We start from the raw sequence: 17025 nt of genomic DNA, 5'->3' as shown, positions 1-17025 counted from the left end.
GACGGCCGTGCGGGCCGTCCGCGCTCGGGTGCCCGAACCCTCACACGGCGTCATGGCCGGGTCAATGGCTGGTGCGCGTGAGGCGCCGGGTTGGCGAATTCCGTCAAGCCCGCAGGTCCGGCTTTGCGTCAAGCTGGGCTTTCCTTCACGTGGTTGAGACCACGTCAGGGTGACGGACAGCGACCGGACGGGCGGTGGCGGGCCCGACCGTCAGGGCCTGGCGGGTGCCGGGTCCTGGACGCGCCCCTGCAGGGCCTTGGACAGTTCGGCGACGCAGGACGCGAGTTGTCCGGTCGTCAGCTGCCCCGGGTCGCCGCCGCACCCGGCCGCCGGTGCGGCCGGTGTCGGGGCCGCTGTCGGGGCCGGGGCCGGGGCCGGGGCCGGGCGTCCGCCGGGCGCGGTGATGTCGCCGCTCAGCGACACCAGGTTGGGGGTCACCGTGGCGTCGCCCGACAGGTCGATGTAGTCCTGGGTCTGCCCGTTGAAGTCCACGAAGCCGCGCCACATGTCCCGGCCGAACGGGACGATCTCCTGCAGCGCGCCGCCCTGCCCGGCGCTGATGGTGATCGAGGTCTGCTGCGCCATGTACGACACCATCCGGCTGGCCAGCACGTCCAGGTTCACCGACGGGCTGTCGTCGCCGCGCACGTACACGTGCAGGTCGTTGAGGCCGCCGCCGACCCGGTCGGCCTGCAGGACGGCGAAGGCCACCACCAGCTGCGAGGAGCTCTCCCGCGGCACCAGCGGCGTCACGTAGTACAGGTGGCCGTCCGCCCTGGAGCGCAGCAGGAACTCGCCCGGGTTGACGGCGTTGGTCGACGCCGAGGTGTGCGCGTAGCCGAAGCCGCGGTCGTCCTTCGCGCCGCGGCCGCCGAGCCACTGGATCTCGTGGATCTGCGAGCGGACCACCGAGGCCGGGTAGACGGCCCCCGGCAGTTCGCCCGGGGCCACGTCCGCCCGGTACGTCACGCTCGGGCGGCCGTCGGGCGAGCCGCGCAGCACCAGCACCCCGGCGGGTTCCAGGACGGTGCGCTGGCGCCAGCCGGTCTGCCGGGCCACCGAGATCACCACCACCGGCTGGGCGGTGCGGGGGTCGGTGCCGTCGCAGTAGCCCCAGATGTCCTGGTCGCTGTGGACGAGGTCCGGGAAGCGCTCGGCGAGCAGGTTGCGCAGGCTGACGGCCCCGGTGCCGGCGAAGGCCCGGCCGAAGGCGTGCTCGCCGCGGAAGGCGCAGGTGGTGACGGAGTTGGAGCGGCCGTCCCAGACGGCGACGCCCTCCATCGGCTGCTCGCCGGAGCCGTCCAGGACGGCCGTCCACACGCCGCCGCCCGGCGAGGCGTCGGGCAGGTAGTGCAGGCTGTGGCCCATCAGGTGGACCCCGGAGGTCAGGCCGGCACTGTCGGTGAGCGCCTTGGTGGCCGCCGCGTAGGAGGCGGTGCGGGCCTCGAAGTCGAAGTCCGGCATCGGCGCGGTCTTCACGCAGGCCGGCACGTCCGCGGTGCCGACCAGGTCGCAGCGGGTGCCGTCGCCGGCGCGGGTGTGCTCGGTCACCGGCAGGACCGAGCGCGGTGTGCCGGCCCCGCCGGCGGGGACGTCGAGCACGGTGGCCGCCGCGTAGAAGCGGCCCGCGTCCTTGTCGTCGTCCCACAGTCCGGTGCCCGTGCGCACCAGCGAGCCGGCCACCGCCAGCAGCACCGCCGCCAGTGCCAGGCGCACCCGCCACCCGCCGTAGCCGGCCCCGGACTCCTGCGCGACGTACGCGACCACGCCCACCGTGCCGCACAGCCCGATCGCGACCCAGAGCCAGAACAGCGGCGCCGCGTCCAGCACGCCGCCGTGCGGGAGGAACTCCCGCTCGATCAGCAGCACGTAGCTCTGGTCCTGCTGCCCGAACCCGCCGAACACGGTGTGCTTGACCAGCCGTACCAGCAGCGCGACCAGCGGCATCCACAGCCACCAGACGGCCAGCGCCGTCAGCCCGCGCCGCACCACGCCCCGCCGGACATCACTCTTCGTCACACGCCACCCCTGTCCCCGCCCGGCCGCCCGCTGCCCGCGCGCCGGTCCGCGACCTGACGGCGGGCGTCCGATGGTACGCGCCGCACCGCCCCGGCCGCCGGGATATCGCACGGCCAACCATGCTCCCGCCCAAGGGGTTTGCCGTCCGGCGGCCTTTCCCGGGCCGGGCTCCCGGCGGCCCGGGCGCCGCCTGCGGGGTCCGGGTTCCCGCGCCGGGGCCGGGGCGGGCACCGGCGGGCCGCCGGGTCCGGCGGCCGCCACCGGGCCCGCCGGTAGCGGACCGTGACGGGACGGGAACCCTCAGCACTTGACAGTCTCTTGCCCTGAGGCGCGTACTGGAACAAGGACAAACAGCAGACAGGGCCCTGTGCTCCAGGATTCCGTTCGATCTCCGCGGCCGGTGCGAAGCGGCGACAGGGCGTCGGGATGCTCCGCACCCCCGCGTCGTGCCCGGCCCGGTGCCGTCGACGGGCCCTTTTCGTGTGCCGCTACCGCGCCCGCATCGCCGCTCTGCCGCGCGTCCTTCACGCGAGCCCCGGCATCCGCCCTTCCGACGGACTGCCGCCCTGCGGCTCGTCGACGGAAAGGCGGGCACCATGGTGCTCGATTCGACAACTCTGCACGTGAGCATCGAGGACCCGGTTCTCGACCGGATGAACTTCCTGAACGAGATCACGTCCAGTTACCCGGACGCGGTGTCCTTCGCGCCGGGGCGGCCCTATGACGGCTTCTTCGAGGTCGAGGAGATCCACGCCCACCTGCGCCGGTACGCGACGTACCTGGAGAGCCGGGGCGCGGGGCCGGCCGAAGTGCGCGACGGCTTCTACCAGTACGGGCCGGCCGCGGGGCGGATCCGCGAGCTGATCGCGTACTGGCTGCGGCAGGACGAGGGGCTGGAGGTCGCGCCCGAGGCGATCGTGGTGACGGTCGGTGCGCAGGAGGCGATGTTCCTGGTGCTGCGCGCGCTGTTCGCGACGCCCGAGGACGTCCTACTGCTGGTGACCCCCTGTTATGTCGGGATCATCGGGGCCGCGCGGCTGCTGGACATCCCGGTGGTCGCGGTGCCGGAGCGTGACGGGCGGCTGGTGGTGGCCGACGTGGACGGGGCGGTGCGGGCACAGCGTGCGGCGGGCCGGCGGCCACGGGCGGTGTACGTGGTGCCGGACCACGCCAATCCGACCGGGTCCACGCTGGACCTGGCGACGCGGACCGCGCTGCTGGAGCTGGCCGAGCGCCACGGGCTGCTCGTCCTGGAGGACAGTCCCTACCGGCTGAGCGGCCCGGGGCCGCGGCAGCCGATGCTCAAGGCGCTCGACCGGTCGAGGAGCGTCGTCCAGCTCGGCAGCTTCTCCAAGACGCTGTTCCCCGGCGCGCGGATCGGCTACGTCGTGGCCGACCAGGAGGTGCGGGGCGGGCGCGGCGGGGTGCGGCTGCTCGCGCGGGACCTGGCGAGGGTGAAGAGCATGGTCACGGTGAACACGTCCTCGCTCAGCCAGGCGGCCGCGGCGGGTGCGCTGCTGGGTGCGGACGGCCGGCTCTCCGTGCTGAACGCCAGGGCCGCCGAGCACTACCGCCGCAGCATGGCCGCGACGCTGGCGCAGTTGGAGCGGTGGCTGCCCGAGGGGCGGCGCCGGGAGCTGGGGGTGGGGTGGAACCGTCCCGAGGGCGGGTTCTTCCTCACGCTGCGCACCGGTTTCCGGACCGGCGCCGCGGCCCTGGAGCGTTCGGCCCGGGACTTCGGTGTGATCTGGACGCCGATGGAGTTCTTCCATCCGTACGGCGGGGGCGAGCAGGACATCCGGCTCTCGATCAGTTATCTGACGCCCGGGCAGGTGACCGAGGGCGTCGAGCGGCTCGCGCGGTTCGTGGAGGCGCTCAGCGGCGAGCGGCGCCCGGAGGGGACGCACAGAGCCAGGACACACAGAGCCAGGACGTACAGAGCCGCGGCGCACGGCGGCGACGTGCCCGGCACCGGAACGGAGAGTGACGCATCATGACCGCGGCCCTGGAGCGAGCAATGGTCGCCACGGCCCCGCGCATCCTGAGCGTGGGCACCGCCGTGCCGCCCGAGCACTATTCCCAGGAGGAGCTGCTCGACCTGTTCGGGATCACCGACCGCAAGGTGCGCTCGGTCTTCCTGCTGGGCTCCATCCGGCAGCGTTCGCTGGTGCTGCCCCCGGCGGCGCCCGACGGCTCGCGGGTGCGCGAGAGCCAGGGCGACCTGCTGGACAAGCACAAGGCGTGGGCCGTGAGCATGGGGTCGGACGCGATGTCGGTGTGCCTCAAGCGGATCGGGGCCGACCTGTCCGAGGTGGGCTACCTGTGCTGCGTGACGTCGACCGGCTTCCTCACTCCGGGTCTGAGCGCGCTGCTGATCCGCGAGCTGGGCATGGACTGGCACACGGCGCGGGCCGACATCGTCGGCATGGGCTGCAACGCGGGGCTCAACGCGCTGGCCGTGGTGGGTAACTGGGCCGCGGCCAATCCGGGCCGGCTGGCCGTGATGGTCTGCTCGGAGGCCTGCTCGGCCGCGTACACGATGGACTCCACGATGCGTACGGCCGTGGTCAACAGCCTCTTCGGCGACGGCGCGGCGGCGGTGGCGGTGATGGCCGACCCGCGGGGCGGCGAGGGGGCCGAGGAGGAGGGGTCCGGCCCGCGCCCGGAGGGCCCGCGGATCCTGCGGACGGCGAGCGTCACGATCGTCGACGCCATCGACGCGATGCGCTACGACTGGGACCGCGACCAGGACCGCTTCAGTTTCTTCCTGGATCCGCAGATCCCCTACCTGGTGGGCGCGCACGTGGAGGGCGTCGTCGACCGGCTGCTGGCCGGCACGTCGCTGCGCCGCGACGACGTGGCGCACTGGCTGGTGCACTCGGGCGGCAAGAAGGTCATCGACGCGGTCGCCGTCAACCTCGGGCTGACCCGCCACGACCTGCGCCACACCATCACCGTGCTGCGCGACTTCGGCAACGTCTCCAGCGGCTCGTTCCTCTTCTCCTACGACCGGCTCCTGCAGGAGGGCGTGGTCCGCGACGGCGACTACGGCGTGCTCATGACCATGGGGCCGGGTTCGACGATCGAATCCGCGCTCATCCAGTGGTGAACCGACGCGAGGGAGACCGCGATGCCCGTCAACGCCCTGCCCGAAGGCCCCGTGCTGCACGTGGACGGCGGCCGGGAGATCTCGGCCGAACTGACCGAGGCCGTCGGCGCGCTGTGCGACGAGGCGGAGTCCGCCGGAGCCGACTTCGCGACCCTGTACCTCTCCGGCTCCCCGACGGGCGAGGCGGTGGCGAAGCCGGCCGACGTGGCCACCGTGACGAAGTGGGAGCGGGCCGTACGGCGCTTCGAACGGCTGCGGCTGCCCACACTGGCGGCGGCGGGCGGGGAGTGCGGCGGCGCGGCACTGGACCTGCTGCTCGCCACCGACGTGCGGGTGGCGGCACCCGACCTGCGGCTGCAGGTGGCCTTCCACGGGCAGGCCGTGTGGCCCGGCATGGCCGGCTTCCGGCTGGTCCAGCAGCTCGGGCCGGCCCCGGCGCGCCGCACGGTGCTCTTCGGGATGCCGATCACCGCCCGTGAGGCCCTGGAGCACTGCCTGGTGGACCGGGTGAGCACGGACCCCGGGCGCACCCTGGCGGCGGCGGCCCGGCTGCTGCGCCGGCTGTCCGGCCCCGAACTCGCGATCCGCCGCCAACTGGCCTTCGACGCCCAGTGGATGAGCTTCGAGGACGCGCTCGGCCCGCACCTGGCCGCCTGCGACCGCTCGCTGCGGCGCGCCCGGGCGGCGGACGGGGTGACGGCGTGAGCACCCCGAACGGGCGGGCACCCGCCGCCGTACGGGAGCGCGCCGCGGACGGCTTCGACCGGGCGGCCCGGCAGCTGCCGCCGTTCCCCGAGCCCGGGCCGCGCACCGGCGGCCCGCCCGCCGGCACCGAGCGGGCGCTGGAGGACGGCCGCGCGCGGCGCACCGCCTTCCTGGACCTGCACGCCGAGGCGCTGTACGACCGGCTCACCGAGGGCCGCACGCTGCGCCCACGGCTGGAGGCCCTGGTGGAGGGCGCCGCGTTCGCCGTGCCCCACCTGGTGCCCACGCCCGCGCAGCTGCGGGCGGAACGGGCCCTGCCGGTCGCACGGCGCCTGGGCTACGAGATCGACCTGGGCGTCCTCCTGCGCGGGCTGCTGCGCTGCCCGGCCGCCGGCCACCACCTGATGGACTCCATGCTGCGGCCCACCGGGCGCGCGCTGGCCCTGCTCGGGGAGTTCCGGGCCACCGGGGTGGTGCGGATGGAGAGCACCCGGCTGGAGCGGCGCGCGGGGGTGGCCCGGATCACCATGTGCGCCGGGGACCGCCTCAACGCCGAGGACGAGCAGCAGGTCGACGACATGGAGACCGCGGTCGACCTCGCGCTGCTGGACGGGCAGTGCGAGATCGGGCTCGTCCGGGGCGGCGAGATGACGCACCCGCGCTACGCGGGCCGCCGGGTGTTCAGCGCCGGGATCAACCTCAAGCGCCTGCACGCGGGCGAGATCACGCTGGTCGGCTTCCTGCTGCGCCGCGAGCTCGGCTACCTCAGGAAGCTGCTGCTCGGGCTGCGCACGGACGAGGCGTCCTGGCGCTACCCGCTCACCGACATGCCGTGGGTGGCCGCGGTGGACGGCTTCGCGATCGGCGGCGGCATGCAGCTGCTGCTCGCGGTGGACCACGTCCTGGCGTCCTCCGACGCCTATCTGAGCCTGCCGGCCGCGCAGGAGGGGATCGTCCCGGGCGCGGCGGACTTCCGCCTGCCCGCGGTGACCGGCCCCCGGCTGGCCCGGCAGATCATCCTCGGCGGGCGGCGGGTGCGCGCGAGCGATCCGGAGGCCCGCACGCTCGTCGACCGGGTCGTCGACCCGGCGGAGCTCGACGGGGCCGTCGAGCACGCCGTGCAACTGCTGCGCGACCCGGCCGTCACCGCCAACCGCCGCATGGTGAACCTCGCCCTGGAACCGGCGGACGGCTTCCGCGCGTACATGGCGGAGTTCGCCGTCCAGCAGGCGCTGCGCGTCCACGCGGCGGACGTGCTCGGCAAGGCGGGCCGCTTCACGGCCCGGCCGCCCGGCTGAGGCCCCCCGGGCCCCTCCCCCGCCGCCCCGGCGGGCGGCCCCCGAACGATTGAGGAGACCGAGATGACCAGCCCCTTCGACGACCCGGACGCCTCCTACCTCGTCCTGGTCAACCCCCTGGGCCAGTACTCGCTGTGGCCGGCGTTCGCGCAGACACCCGCCGGGTGGCGGATCGCCCACGGCCCGGGCGCGCGCGACGAGTGCCTGGAGTACATCGACCGGGTCTGGAGCGACCAGCGGCCACCGGGCCCGGTCACGGCCACGAACGGCAAGGAGGTCGCCGCGCCATGATGGCCGGCCCGGGCCCGCTGATCACGGTACGGGCCACCGGCGGCGACGGGCCCGACCCGGCCCGGGGCCGGGTCAGGCCCGGCACCGCGCGGCGGATCCGGCCCTACCTGCGGCCCTACCGCCGGCAGATCGCCGCGCTGCTGAGCCTGACCGTGGTCGACGCCGTCATCACCGTCTCCACGCCGCTGCTGTTCAAGGTGCTCATCGACCACGGCATCGTGCCCCACGACCGGGGCGTGGTGGCGGCCGCCGCCGCCGCGGTGGCGGGCCTGGCGCTGCTGCAGGCGCTGGTGGGCTTCTTCGTCAGCCGCAGTTCGGCGCGCATCGGCGAGGGGCTCGTCTACGACCTGCGCACCGAGGTCTTCCAGCACGTGCAGCGCCAGCCGCTGGCGTTCTTCACCCGCACCCAGACCGGTTCGCTGGTGAGCCGGCTCAACACCGACGTGATGGAGGCCCAGCAGGCGGTGACCGTGCTGCTGTCCAACGTGCTCTCCAGCCTGGTGGTGCTGGGCCTGGTGCTCGTCACGATCTTCCTCCTGTCCTGGTTCGTGGGCCTGGTCGTGCTCGTCACGGTGCCGCTGTTCGTGCTGCCCGGCCGCGTCGTGGGGCGCCGGCTGCAGCGCAACCTGCGCACGTCGATGCAACTGGACGCCGAACTCGGCTCGTTCCTGCAGGAGCGCTTCAACGTGGCCGGCGCGCTGCTGGTCAAGCTCTACGGCCGGCCGAAGGGCGAGGCCCGGCGGTTCGCCGGCACCGCGGCGCGGGTGCGGGACGTCGGCGTGGTCACCTCCGTCTACTCGCGGATGCTGCTGGTGACGGTGACGCTGCTGGCCTCGCTCGCCACCGCGGTGGTCTACGGCGTCGGCGGCGAACTGGTGATCGACGGGGCCATCCAGATCGGCTCGCTGGTGGCCCTGGCCACCCTGCTGGCGCGGCTCTTCGGCCCGATCAACCAGCTCTCCAACCTGCAGTCGAACTACCTCACCGCCCTCGTCTCCTTCGACCGGCTGTTCGAGGTGCTGGATCTCAAGCCGCTGATCGCGGAACGGCCCGACCCGGTCGTGCTGCCCGCCGCGGCCCGGGTCCCGGCCCCGGAGGTCGAGTTCGAGGACGTCTCCTTCCGCTACCCCTCCGCGAAGGACGTCTCGCTCCCCTCGCTGGAGACGCTGTCGCTGCCGGCCCCGGAACGCTCCGGCAACGCCGCGGCGCTGCGCGGGGTGAGCTTCCGCGCCCCGGCGGGCCGGCTGACCGCGCTCGTCGGGCCCTCCGGCGCCGGCAAGACCACGATCAGCCAGCTGGTCGCGCGGCTCTACGAACCCACCGCGGGCACCGTGCGGATCGGCGGCCACGACGTGCGCGACCTGTCCCTGGCCTCGCTGCACGACACCGTCGGCATGGTGACCCAGGACGCGCACATGTTCCACGACACCATCCGCGCCAACCTGCTCTACGCCGAGCCGGACGCCACCGAGACGCAGCTCGTCGAGGCCTGCCGGGCCGCGCAGGTCTGGGACCTGGTCTCCGCGCTGCCCGACGGGCTCGACACCGTCGTGGGCGACCGCGGCTACCGCTTCTCCGGCGGCGAGAAGCAGCGCCTGTCGATCGCCCGGCTGCTGCTCAAGAAACCGACCGTGGTCGTGCTCGACGAGGCCACCGCCCACCTGGACTCCGAGTCCGAGGCGGCCCTGCAGAAAGCGCTGTGGACCGCCCTGGCCGGCCGCACCGCCCTGGTGATCGCCCACCGCCTGTCCACCGTCCGCGAGGCCGACCAGATCCTCGTGGTCCAGGACGGGCGCGTGGTCGAACGCGGCCGGCACACCGACCTCGTCGACGCCGACGGCCTGTACGCGGAGCTCTACCGCACCCAGTTCGCCGAACCGCCCGCGCCGCGCCCGGAAGCCGAGCAGCACTCGGCGAACGGCTACGGCGACCTGCCCCCGCTGCCGCGCGGCGGAGGGCCCCTGCGCCGGCTGCCGCCGCCCCAGACGGCGCCCGAGCCCGGCCGACCCGAACGGAGAGCACGATGAGCCAGTTGACGGTCGAGGACGTGTGGCCGCTTTCCCCGCTGCAGGAGGGACTGCTGTTCCACGCCTCGTACGACCAGGACGCGCCCCGGGACGTGTACGTGGGGCAGCGGATCCTCAACCTCGACGGGGACCTGCGCCCCGAGGTGCTGGAGGCGTCCTGGCAGGCGGTGCTGGACCGGCACGCGAGCCTGCGCGCCGCCTTCCGCTCGCGCGCGTCCGGCGACACCGTCCAGGTGATCGCCAGGGGCGTGCGGATCCCCTGGACGTACGCCGACCTCGGCGGGCTGGGCGAGGAGGAGGCCGCGCGGGAGGCCGCGCGCCTGGCCGCGGTCGACGCGCGGCGCTTCGACCTCGGCGTGCCGCCGCTGCTGCGGGTGCTGCTGCTGCGCGCCGGCCCCGGCCGGCACCGGATGGTGGTGACGATGCACCACATCCTGATGGACGGCTGGTCGCTGCCGATCCTGTTCGGCGAACTGTGGGAGGTCTACGGCAACGGCGGCGACGCCTCGGTGCTCCCCAAGGTGCCGCAGTACCGCGACTACCTCGCCTGGCTGGTGCGCCGGGACACCGACGCCTCGCGCGCGGCCTGGCGCGCGATGCTGGCCGGGACGGAGGAGCCCACCCTGGTGGGCCCGGCCGACCGCGGCGGCGCGCCGGTGATGCTGCGGCACGTGGTCGAGCGGCTCGGCGACGACCTCGCCGAGCGGCTGCGGGAGACGGCGCGCTCCGCCGGGGTCACCTTCAACCGGGTCTTCCAGGTCGCCTGGGCGCTGCTGGTGGGCAAGCTGTCCGGCCGGCTGGACACCGTCTTCGGCGCGACCGTCTCCGGCCGGCCCGCCGAGGTGCCGCAGGCGGACCGGATGGTCGGGCTGTTCATCAACACCGTGCCGGTGCGGGTGCCGCTGGACCCGGCCCTGCCCTTCCGCCGGGCCATGGCGGCGCTGCAGGACCAGCAGACCGCCCTGCTGGACCACCAGCAGCTGAGCCTGCCGGAGATCCAGCGCGCCGGCGGTCCCGGCGCGGTCTTCGACACCCTGATGGTCTTCCAGAACTATCCGCGCGGGCCGATGGCGGCCCCCTCGGCCGGACCGGCGGCGCCCGCCGGTCCGGGCCGGGCGCCGCGGCCCGCCGACGGCTCGCCCCCGGGCGAGGGCCTGGGCGGCACGGCGCTGCGCAGCGGGGAACAGGCCGGCGGCCCGCTGGGGCCGCCGCCGGGCGACGGGCGGGAGCCTCCGGGGCCGCCTCCGGGCGACGGGCGGGAGCCGCCGGGAGGTCCGTCCGGGATCGGCCTGCGGGGCCCGGCCGGCATCCGGGTCTCGGCCGGCGGCGGCGAGGAGGCCGCCCACTACCCGCTGACCATCGTGGTCACGCCGACCGACGACATCGAGGTCCGGCTGGACTACCGGCCCGACCTGTTCGACGAGCGCACCGCCCGGGGCCTGGTCGACCGGATGCTCCTGGTGCTGCGCCAGGTCGCGGACGACCCGGACGTGCCCCTGGGCCGGCTCGACGTGCTGACCGGCGAGGAGCGGCACGAACTGGACGGCTCCGGGTACCGGACCCGCCGCGAGCTGCCCGGCGCGACGCTCGCCGAGCTCTTCGAGCAGCAGGCGCGCCGCACCCCCGGGGCCGTGGCCGTGGTGTCCGGGGACACCGAGCTGACGTACGCCGGGCTGGACCGGCGGGCGAACCGGCTGGCGCGCCGGCTGGCCGCGCTCGGCGTGCGCCCGGAGACGGTGGTGGGCGTGGTCGCCGAGCGTTCGCCCGAGCTGATCGCCGCGCTGCTGGCGGTGGTGAAGGCCGGTGCGGCGTACCTGCCGATGGACGGCCGGCACCCGGCCGCCCGGCTCGCCGCGACGGCGGCGCAGGCGGGTGCGGCCGTCGTCCTGGTCGACGGGCCGAACGCGCGGCGGGGCCTGGCCGACGCCGCGCTGTTCGAGGGCGCCGAGGTGCTCCTCCTGGAGCCGGCCCCCGCGGGCCCGGACTCCCCCGGCCCGCCCGGCCCGCCCGGCTCCCCCGCCGCGAACGGGGACGGCGCGGCCTTCCCCGCCGTGCCGGTGCGCCCGGAGAACCTCATGTACGTCGTCTACACCTCGGGTTCCACCGGCCTGCCCAAGGGCGTCGCGGTGACGTACGGCAGCGTCCTGGCGTTCTGCCTGGACGGGTGCTGGTCGGCCGAGACCCTCGAACGGGTGCTGGTGCAGGCCAACCACGCCTTCGACGCCGCCACCTACGAGATCTGGACGACGCTGCTGCACGGCGGCCGGCTGGTGCTGGTGCCGCCCGGGGACGTCGACACGGTCGAGCGCGGCCGGCTGATCGCGGACCAGAAGGTGACCAGCGTGCACGCCACGGCCGGGCACTTCCGGGTGCTCGCGGAGCAGGCCCCGCACATCTTCGCCGGGGTGCGCGAGGTGTCCACCGGCGGCGACGTGGTCTCCGCGCACGCCGTACGGACGCTGCTGCGCTCCCACCCGGGCCTGGTGGTGCGCACCACCTACGGCCCGACCGAGTCCACCGCCTTCGCCACCCAGCTGCCCTTCACCGACCCGGACGCGGTGCCCGACGCGGTGCCGCTGGGCCTGCCGATGGACAACACCAGGGCGTTCGTCCTGGACGCGTTCCTGCGGCCCGTGCCGGTCGGCATGACGGGCGAGCTCTACCTCGCCGGGGCCGGGCTGGCGCGCGGCTACCTGGGGCGCGCCTCGCTCACCGCGGAGCGCTTCGTCGCCTGCCCCTTCCCCGCCGAGGGCGAGCCCGAGGGCGCGCGGATGTACCGCACCGGCGACCTGGCGCAGTGGACCCGGGACGGGCAGCTGCTCTTCCTCGGCCGCGCCGACAAGCAGCTCAAGATCCGCGGGTTCCGCGTCGAGCCGGCCGAGATCGAGGCCGTGCTCGCCGCCCACCCGGGCGTCGCGCAGGCGCTGGTGGTCGCGGTCGAGGACGCGGACGGCCGCAAGCGGCTGGCCGGGTACGCGGTGCCGGCCGGCGGCCGGGAGGCCCCGCCCGAGCCGCGGGCTCTGGTGGAGTACCTCGCCGGGAAGCTGCCCGACTACCTGGTCCCGGCCTCGGTGACCGTGCTGGAGGCGCTGCCGGTGACGGCGAACGGCAAGGTCGACCGGGCCGCCCTGCCGCGGCCCGTCTTCGCCGGCCCGGCACAGGGGCGCGCCGCGGCCACCGACGCGGAGGAGCTGCTGTGCCGGCTCTTCGCCGAGGTGCTGAACCTGGAACGGGTGGGCGCGGAGGACTCGTTCTTCGGCCTCGGCGGCGACTCGATCACCTCGATGCTGCTGGCGGGGCGGGCCCGCAAGGCCGGGCTGGCGATCACGCCGCGCCAGGTCTTCGAGCTGCGCACGCCCGCGGAGCTCGCGCGGGTGGCCGAGCCGGTCGACGCCGAGCGGGCGGCCCGCCCCGAGGACGTCCCCTGGGGACCGGTGCCGCTGACCCCGGTGATGCACGAGATCGCGGCCCGCACGGGTTCGGCCGCGCGCGCGGGCAGCCAGTCGATGGTGCTGACCGCCCCGCCCGGTCTGACGCCCGGCCTGCTGGCCGCCGTGCTGCACACCGTCCTCGACCGGCACGACGTGCTGCGGGCGCGGCTGGAGGAGGCGGACGGGCGGCTGGTGGTCCCCGAGCCCGGCACGGCCCCGGCCGTCGCCGCGGCGGACCTGGTGACCCGGGTGGAGGCGGCGGGCCTGGACGGGGCGCGGCTGGACGCGCTGCTCGACGAGCAGGCCGCGGCCGCCGAGGCCGCGCTCGCGCCGCGGGACGGCGTGATGCTGCGGGCCGTGCTCGTCGAGCGCGGCGCCGCGCAGGGCGCCCTGGTACTGCTGACGGCCCACCACCTGGTGATCGACGGGGTCTCCTGGCGGGTGCTGATGCCCGATCTGGCGCTCGCCCACACGGCCCTGGCCGCCGGGGGCGCGGACGCGGCGCGGGCGGCCGTCGCCCCCGAGCCGACCTCGTTCCGCCGCTGGGCGGGCGCCCTGGCGGAGCGGGCCAGGGCGCAGCGGACGGTGGACGAGCTGCCGGCCTGGCGGCGGGTGCTCGACCGGGTCGAGCCGCCGATCGCCGGGCGTGCGCCGGACCCGCGGACCGACACCGTGGGGGGCGGGGTGTCCCGCGCCGAGCTGACCGTTCCGGCGCCGATGGCGGGAGCGCTGCTGGCGGCCCTGCCCGCGGCCTACCACGCGGGGGTCGACGACGTGCTGCTGTCCGGGCTGACGGCGGCGCTCGACGAGTGGCTGCGGGCGCGCGGCGGGCGGTCCCCGGAGGGCTTCCTGATCGACCGGGAGGCGCACGGCCGGGTGCCGCTGGCCGAGGACATGGACCTGACGCGCACGGTCGGCTGGTTCACCGCCGTCCATCCGGTGTGGCTGGAGCCCGGTCCGGTCGACACGGCCGAGGTCCGGGCGGGCGGGGCGGACGCGGCGCGGCTGATCAAGCGGGTCAAGGAGCAGCTGCGGCAGGTGCCGGGCGACGGTCTGGGGTACGGGCTGCTGCGGTACGTGAACCCGGCCACGCGGGCGGTGCTGGAGCCGCTGGCGCAGCCGCAGATCGGGTTCAACTACCTGGGCCGGTTCGGCGGGGCCGGCGGGGAGGCGGACGTCCCCGGTGCCGACGGGGTGCCGGCCGGGGCGCCGGCCGGGGTGTCCGCGCGGGCGTGGACGCCGGCGGGTGAGCGCCCGGTGCCCGACGGCGGCGTGGACCCGTCGACACCGCTGCGGCACGTGCTGGAGATCAACGGTTCGGCGCGGGACCTGCCCGAGGGGCCCGAGCTGGGCTTCGTCCTGGAGTCGCCGGGCGGGCTGCTCACCGGGGCGGAGCTGGGCGATCTCGCCGGGCGCTGGCGGGCGGTGCTGGAGGGCCTGGTGCGGCACGCCGCCGAGGGGTCCGGGGGCCACACCCCGTCGGACTTCTCGCTGATCTCGCTGGGGCAGGAGGACATCGACGAGTTCGAGTCGGCCTTCGGCGGTGCGGGCGAAGGCCGGGACGAGGGCAGGGGCGAGGGCCGGGGCGAGGGCGAGGGCCGGGGCTGAGCGGGTCGCGCCGTCGGCGCGGGCGTCGGAGCGGCCCCGGAGGGGGCCGGTTCAGCGCCCGCGCCACACGGGTGCGCGTTTCTCGGCGAAGGCGCGCGGTCCCTCCCGGGCGTCCTCGCTGGCCCGGCGGACCTGCTCCCAGTGGTAGCGGGTGGTGAAGGCCTGCTCCAGCGGCAGGTCGACCGAGCGCAGCACGGCCTCCTTCAGGGCGCGTTGGGACAGGGGGGCGCAGCGCAGCAGGTCGGCCGTCCACCGCTCGACGCAGGCGTCCAGCTGGTCGTCCGGGACGACCTCGTTGACCAGTCCGAGGGCCAGTGCCTCGTGGGCCGACATCCGGCGCCCGGTCAGCAGGTAGCCCATCGCGGCCTTGAGCGGGATCTGCCGGGCCAGCCGGAAGGCCCCGCCCGCGCCGGGGATCAGGCCGAGGGCGGCTTCGGGCAGGGCGAAGACGGCGCTCTGTGCGGCGATCACCAGGTCGCAGGCGAGGACGAGTTCGAAGCCGCCGCCGAGGGCGTGGCCGCGGACCCGGGCCAGGACGGGTTTGGACAGCGTGAAGCGGTCGGTCAGGCGGGGCGAGCCCGGCTGGCCCCGGGAGCCGAAGCTCGTCGGCGGGTGTCCCTCGCGGTCGAGCCGGGCCCGTTCCTTGAGGTCCTGTCCGACGGAGAAGGCGCGCTCGCCCGCGCCGGTCAGCACGACCAGCCGCACCTCGTCGTCGCGTTCGACCTCGTCCCAGACCGCGCCGAGTTCGGCGTGCATCCGCTGGTCCATCGCGTTGAGGACGTGGGGCCGGTTCAGGGTGACGCGTGCGACGTGGCCGGCCCGCTCGTAGAGCACGGGCCGGTCCGTCGCGGGCCGCGGTGTCGCGGGCCGCGGTGCTGCGGGTTCCTGTGCCGCGGGTGGCGGCGTCGCGGGGTCCACGCGGGCAGGCTACCGGTGGGGGCGGGCCGTCGGGCGCAGGCCGTGCCGCGGCGCCGCGGCCCGGTCAGCCGTCGCTGCCGATCGAGCAGTTGGGGTCGGGGGCGTGGCCGAGGGGCCAGGCGAGGGTGTCCAGGACGGCGTTCCTGGTGGCCGGGTCGAGGTGGACGACGGGCACGGCCTTGTTGTACGGGTTGCCGTACTGGTCGAGGCAGATCCAGCCGCTGGCGCCGTCGACCCGGTTGTCGCCGTGCAGCCGTCGCCAGCTCTGGACGACGTCGTCCGTCGAGGGCGTCCTCACGTTCCCCACCGTCTGGTTGCGGATGCCCGCAATGGCGGTGGAGACCGAGTCGTAGGTGATGATCACGCGGCCGTCGCGCAGGTCGGCGGGGCCGATCGCGTCGGGTGCCTTGGTGTCGGGCTCGCCCAGCAGGTCGGCCAGCTCCTTCGAGGCGGCCTTGGAGCCGCCGGGGCCCTCGGTGCTCTTCTCCCCGAAGGTGTCGGGGTGGGCGAGGGCGGTGTAGCGCACGGTGATGCCGGCGCCCGTGCTGAGGGCGTCCCACTTGTCGGCGAACTTCTCGTCGACCATCAGGGTGGAGGCGTGCGAGCCGGTGACGACCGTGTAGTGCTTGTTGCACTTCCGGTTGCCCAGTTCGACCAGGAACTGGCGCAGTTGGACCGGGCGGCCGGCGAAGTAGAGGGTCGTGGCGGCGGAGGTGCAGATGCTCGGCACCATCTGGTGGAAGTCGTTGGCGAGGTTGCCCTCGTCGTTGAAGTCGGGCGGCGACTGGTAGGTCTCCGGGGCGTTGGGGGCGCCCTTGGTGAGCTTCTCGAAGGTCTGGCGCAGGGTGGCGAGGTAGTTGTCGTTGTCGCGGGTGTCCTCGATCACCAGGGCCTCTTCGGGCTTGATGGCCGCCCCGTACGAGGTGAGGGCGCCGGCCTGGTCGGCGTTGCCGGGGGCGATGCGCGCCAGTCCCGGGTAGCGGCGCGGGTCGGCGGCGGTGTTCTTGATGTCGTCCGCGGTCATGGGGCCGGCGACGACCGGGATGTGCTTGTCCGCGGTGAGGTAGCGCACGGCCTGTTCGGTCTCGGCGATGCTGATGTTGATGCCCGTGACGGCCCGCAGGTTCTGCTTCCCGTCGGCCGCGGCCTGTGCCAGCTGGTCGGCGACGGCGCGCCACTGGAGGTAGCCGCGGCCGGGGTTGGCCAGCACCAGCCGGATCGGGGGCTGCCGCTTGTTCTTGTTCCTGTCGTCGTTGGCCCAGTGCTGGGCCAGGTAGGCGCCCTGCACCTGTTCGACCAGTTCGCGCCGTTCGGCGGGCGCGGCGGAGGTCATGGGGATCATCAGGGCGACGGTGACGGGCGAGCTGTCGGCCACGCGGTCGTTCTCGGCCTTGATGCGGGCGGTGACCTGCTTCAGCTCGTCGGTGAAGACGTAGGCGCCGTCGGTGACGCCGACGCACTCGTGCCGGTCCCCGCGCCGCTCCACGCCGGGGGCGCAGGAGGGGTCGTCGACCAGCAGGTACTCGTATCCCAGATAGCCCCCGGCGGCCAGGACGGCGGCGGCGAGGACGGCCGCCAGCGCGCGGTTCAGGGGACCGTCGGGCAGAACGCTCATGGTC

The 17025-nt window shown here is 75.0% G+C and carries 10 protein-coding genes; 7 read left to right on the top strand and 3 right to left on the bottom strand.

Annotation, left to right across the window (positions count from 1 at the left end):
- Positions 1-210 precede the first annotated feature (210 nt).
- Positions 211-2019: a hypothetical protein gene (locus ACWGKU_RS25035; RefSeq protein WP_452179456.1), complete on the bottom strand. Its 1809-nt coding sequence runs from the start codon at positions 2017-2019 to the stop codon at positions 211-213.
- Between the two features lie 623 nt (positions 2020-2642).
- Here ACWGKU_RS25035 and ACWGKU_RS25030 point away from each other — a divergent pair.
- The 7 genes from ACWGKU_RS25030 (at position 2643) to ACWGKU_RS25000 (ending at position 14488) form a co-directional block, all read left to right on the top strand.
- Positions 2643-4016, top strand: coding sequence for an aminotransferase-like domain-containing protein (locus tag ACWGKU_RS25030; RefSeq protein WP_401049840.1), 1374 nt, complete (start codon positions 2643-2645; stop codon positions 4014-4016).
- Positions 4013-5128, top strand: a complete 1116-nt coding sequence (gene dpgA / locus ACWGKU_RS25025; RefSeq protein WP_380550557.1) for a 3,5-dihydroxyphenylacetyl-CoA synthase DpgA — start codon at positions 4013-4015, stop codon at positions 5126-5128. Before ACWGKU_RS25030 ends, dpgA begins: the two co-directional genes overlap by 4 nt.
- A 21-nt stretch (positions 5129-5149) precedes the next feature.
- Positions 5150-5833: an enoyl-CoA-hydratase DpgB gene (dpgB, locus tag ACWGKU_RS25020; protein ID WP_401049842.1), complete on the top strand. Its 684-nt coding sequence runs from the start codon at positions 5150-5152 to the stop codon at positions 5831-5833.
- Positions 5830-7131 (top strand): (3,5-dihydroxyphenyl)acetyl-CoA 1,2-dioxygenase DpgC, encoded by a 1302-nt coding sequence (gene dpgC, locus ACWGKU_RS25015; RefSeq protein ID WP_452179457.1) that lies wholly within the window; start codon positions 5830-5832, stop codon positions 7129-7131. The genes dpgB and dpgC overlap by 4 nt, the downstream gene beginning before the upstream one ends.
- Positions 7132-7194: 63 nt before the next feature.
- Positions 7195-7422, top strand: coding sequence for an MbtH family protein (locus tag ACWGKU_RS25010; protein ID WP_380550548.1), 228 nt, complete (start codon positions 7195-7197; stop codon positions 7420-7422).
- A complete protein-coding gene (locus tag ACWGKU_RS25005) occupies positions 7419-9449 on the top strand; it encodes an ABC transporter ATP-binding protein (protein ID WP_452179458.1) in 2031 nt (676 codons plus the stop codon). The genes ACWGKU_RS25010 and ACWGKU_RS25005 overlap by 4 nt, the downstream gene beginning before the upstream one ends.
- Positions 9446-14488, top strand: coding sequence for an amino acid adenylation domain-containing protein (locus ACWGKU_RS25000; RefSeq protein WP_452179459.1), 5043 nt, complete (start codon positions 9446-9448; stop codon positions 14486-14488). Before ACWGKU_RS25005 ends, ACWGKU_RS25000 begins: the two co-directional genes overlap by 4 nt.
- A gap of 51 nt (positions 14489-14539) precedes the next feature.
- Here ACWGKU_RS25000 and dpgD read toward each other — a convergent pair whose 3' ends face one another.
- Together dpgD and ACWGKU_RS24990 are read right to left on the bottom strand one after the other, a co-directional pair.
- The gene (gene dpgD, locus ACWGKU_RS24995) at positions 14540-15322 is read right to left on the bottom strand and encodes an enoyl-CoA-hydratase DpgD (RefSeq protein ID WP_401051080.1); all 783 of its coding nucleotides are present in this window, start codon (positions 15320-15322) and stop codon (positions 14540-14542) included.
- A 148-nt stretch (positions 15323-15470) separates the two neighbouring features.
- On the bottom strand, positions 15471-17021 hold the full coding sequence (locus ACWGKU_RS24990; protein ID WP_401051078.1) for a hypothetical protein: 1551 nt from the start codon (positions 17019-17021) through the stop codon (positions 15471-15473).
- Between the last annotated feature and the right edge of the window lie 4 nt (positions 17022-17025).

This window comes from Kitasatospora sp. NPDC054768, from assembly GCF_053612025.1.
Note: the sequence above shows the minus strand (reverse complement) of the source record. Positions and strands in the feature narration are given on the sequence as shown.

Excerpts from the sequence above, each read along its gene's own strand:
- dpgA (WP_380550557.1), top strand. The coding sequence starts at position 4,013 with ATGACCGCGGCCCTGGAGCGAGCAATGGTCGCCACGGCCCCGCGCATC.
- dpgB (WP_401049842.1), top strand. The coding sequence starts at position 5,150 with ATGCCCGTCAACGCCCTGCCCGAAGGCCCCGTGCTGCACGTGGACGGC.
- ACWGKU_RS25010 (WP_380550548.1), top strand. The coding sequence starts at position 7,195 with ATGACCAGCCCCTTCGACGACCCGGACGCCTCCTACCTCGTCCTGGTC.
- ACWGKU_RS25005 (WP_452179458.1), top strand. The coding sequence starts at position 7,419 with ATGATGGCCGGCCCGGGCCCGCTGATCACGGTACGGGCCACCGGCGGC.
- ACWGKU_RS25000 (WP_452179459.1), top strand. The coding sequence starts at position 9,446 with ATGAGCCAGTTGACGGTCGAGGACGTGTGGCCGCTTTCCCCGCTGCAG.
- ACWGKU_RS24990 (WP_401051078.1), bottom strand. The coding sequence starts at position 17,021 with ATGAGCGTTCTGCCCGACGGTCCCCTGAACCGCGCGCTGGCGGCCGTC.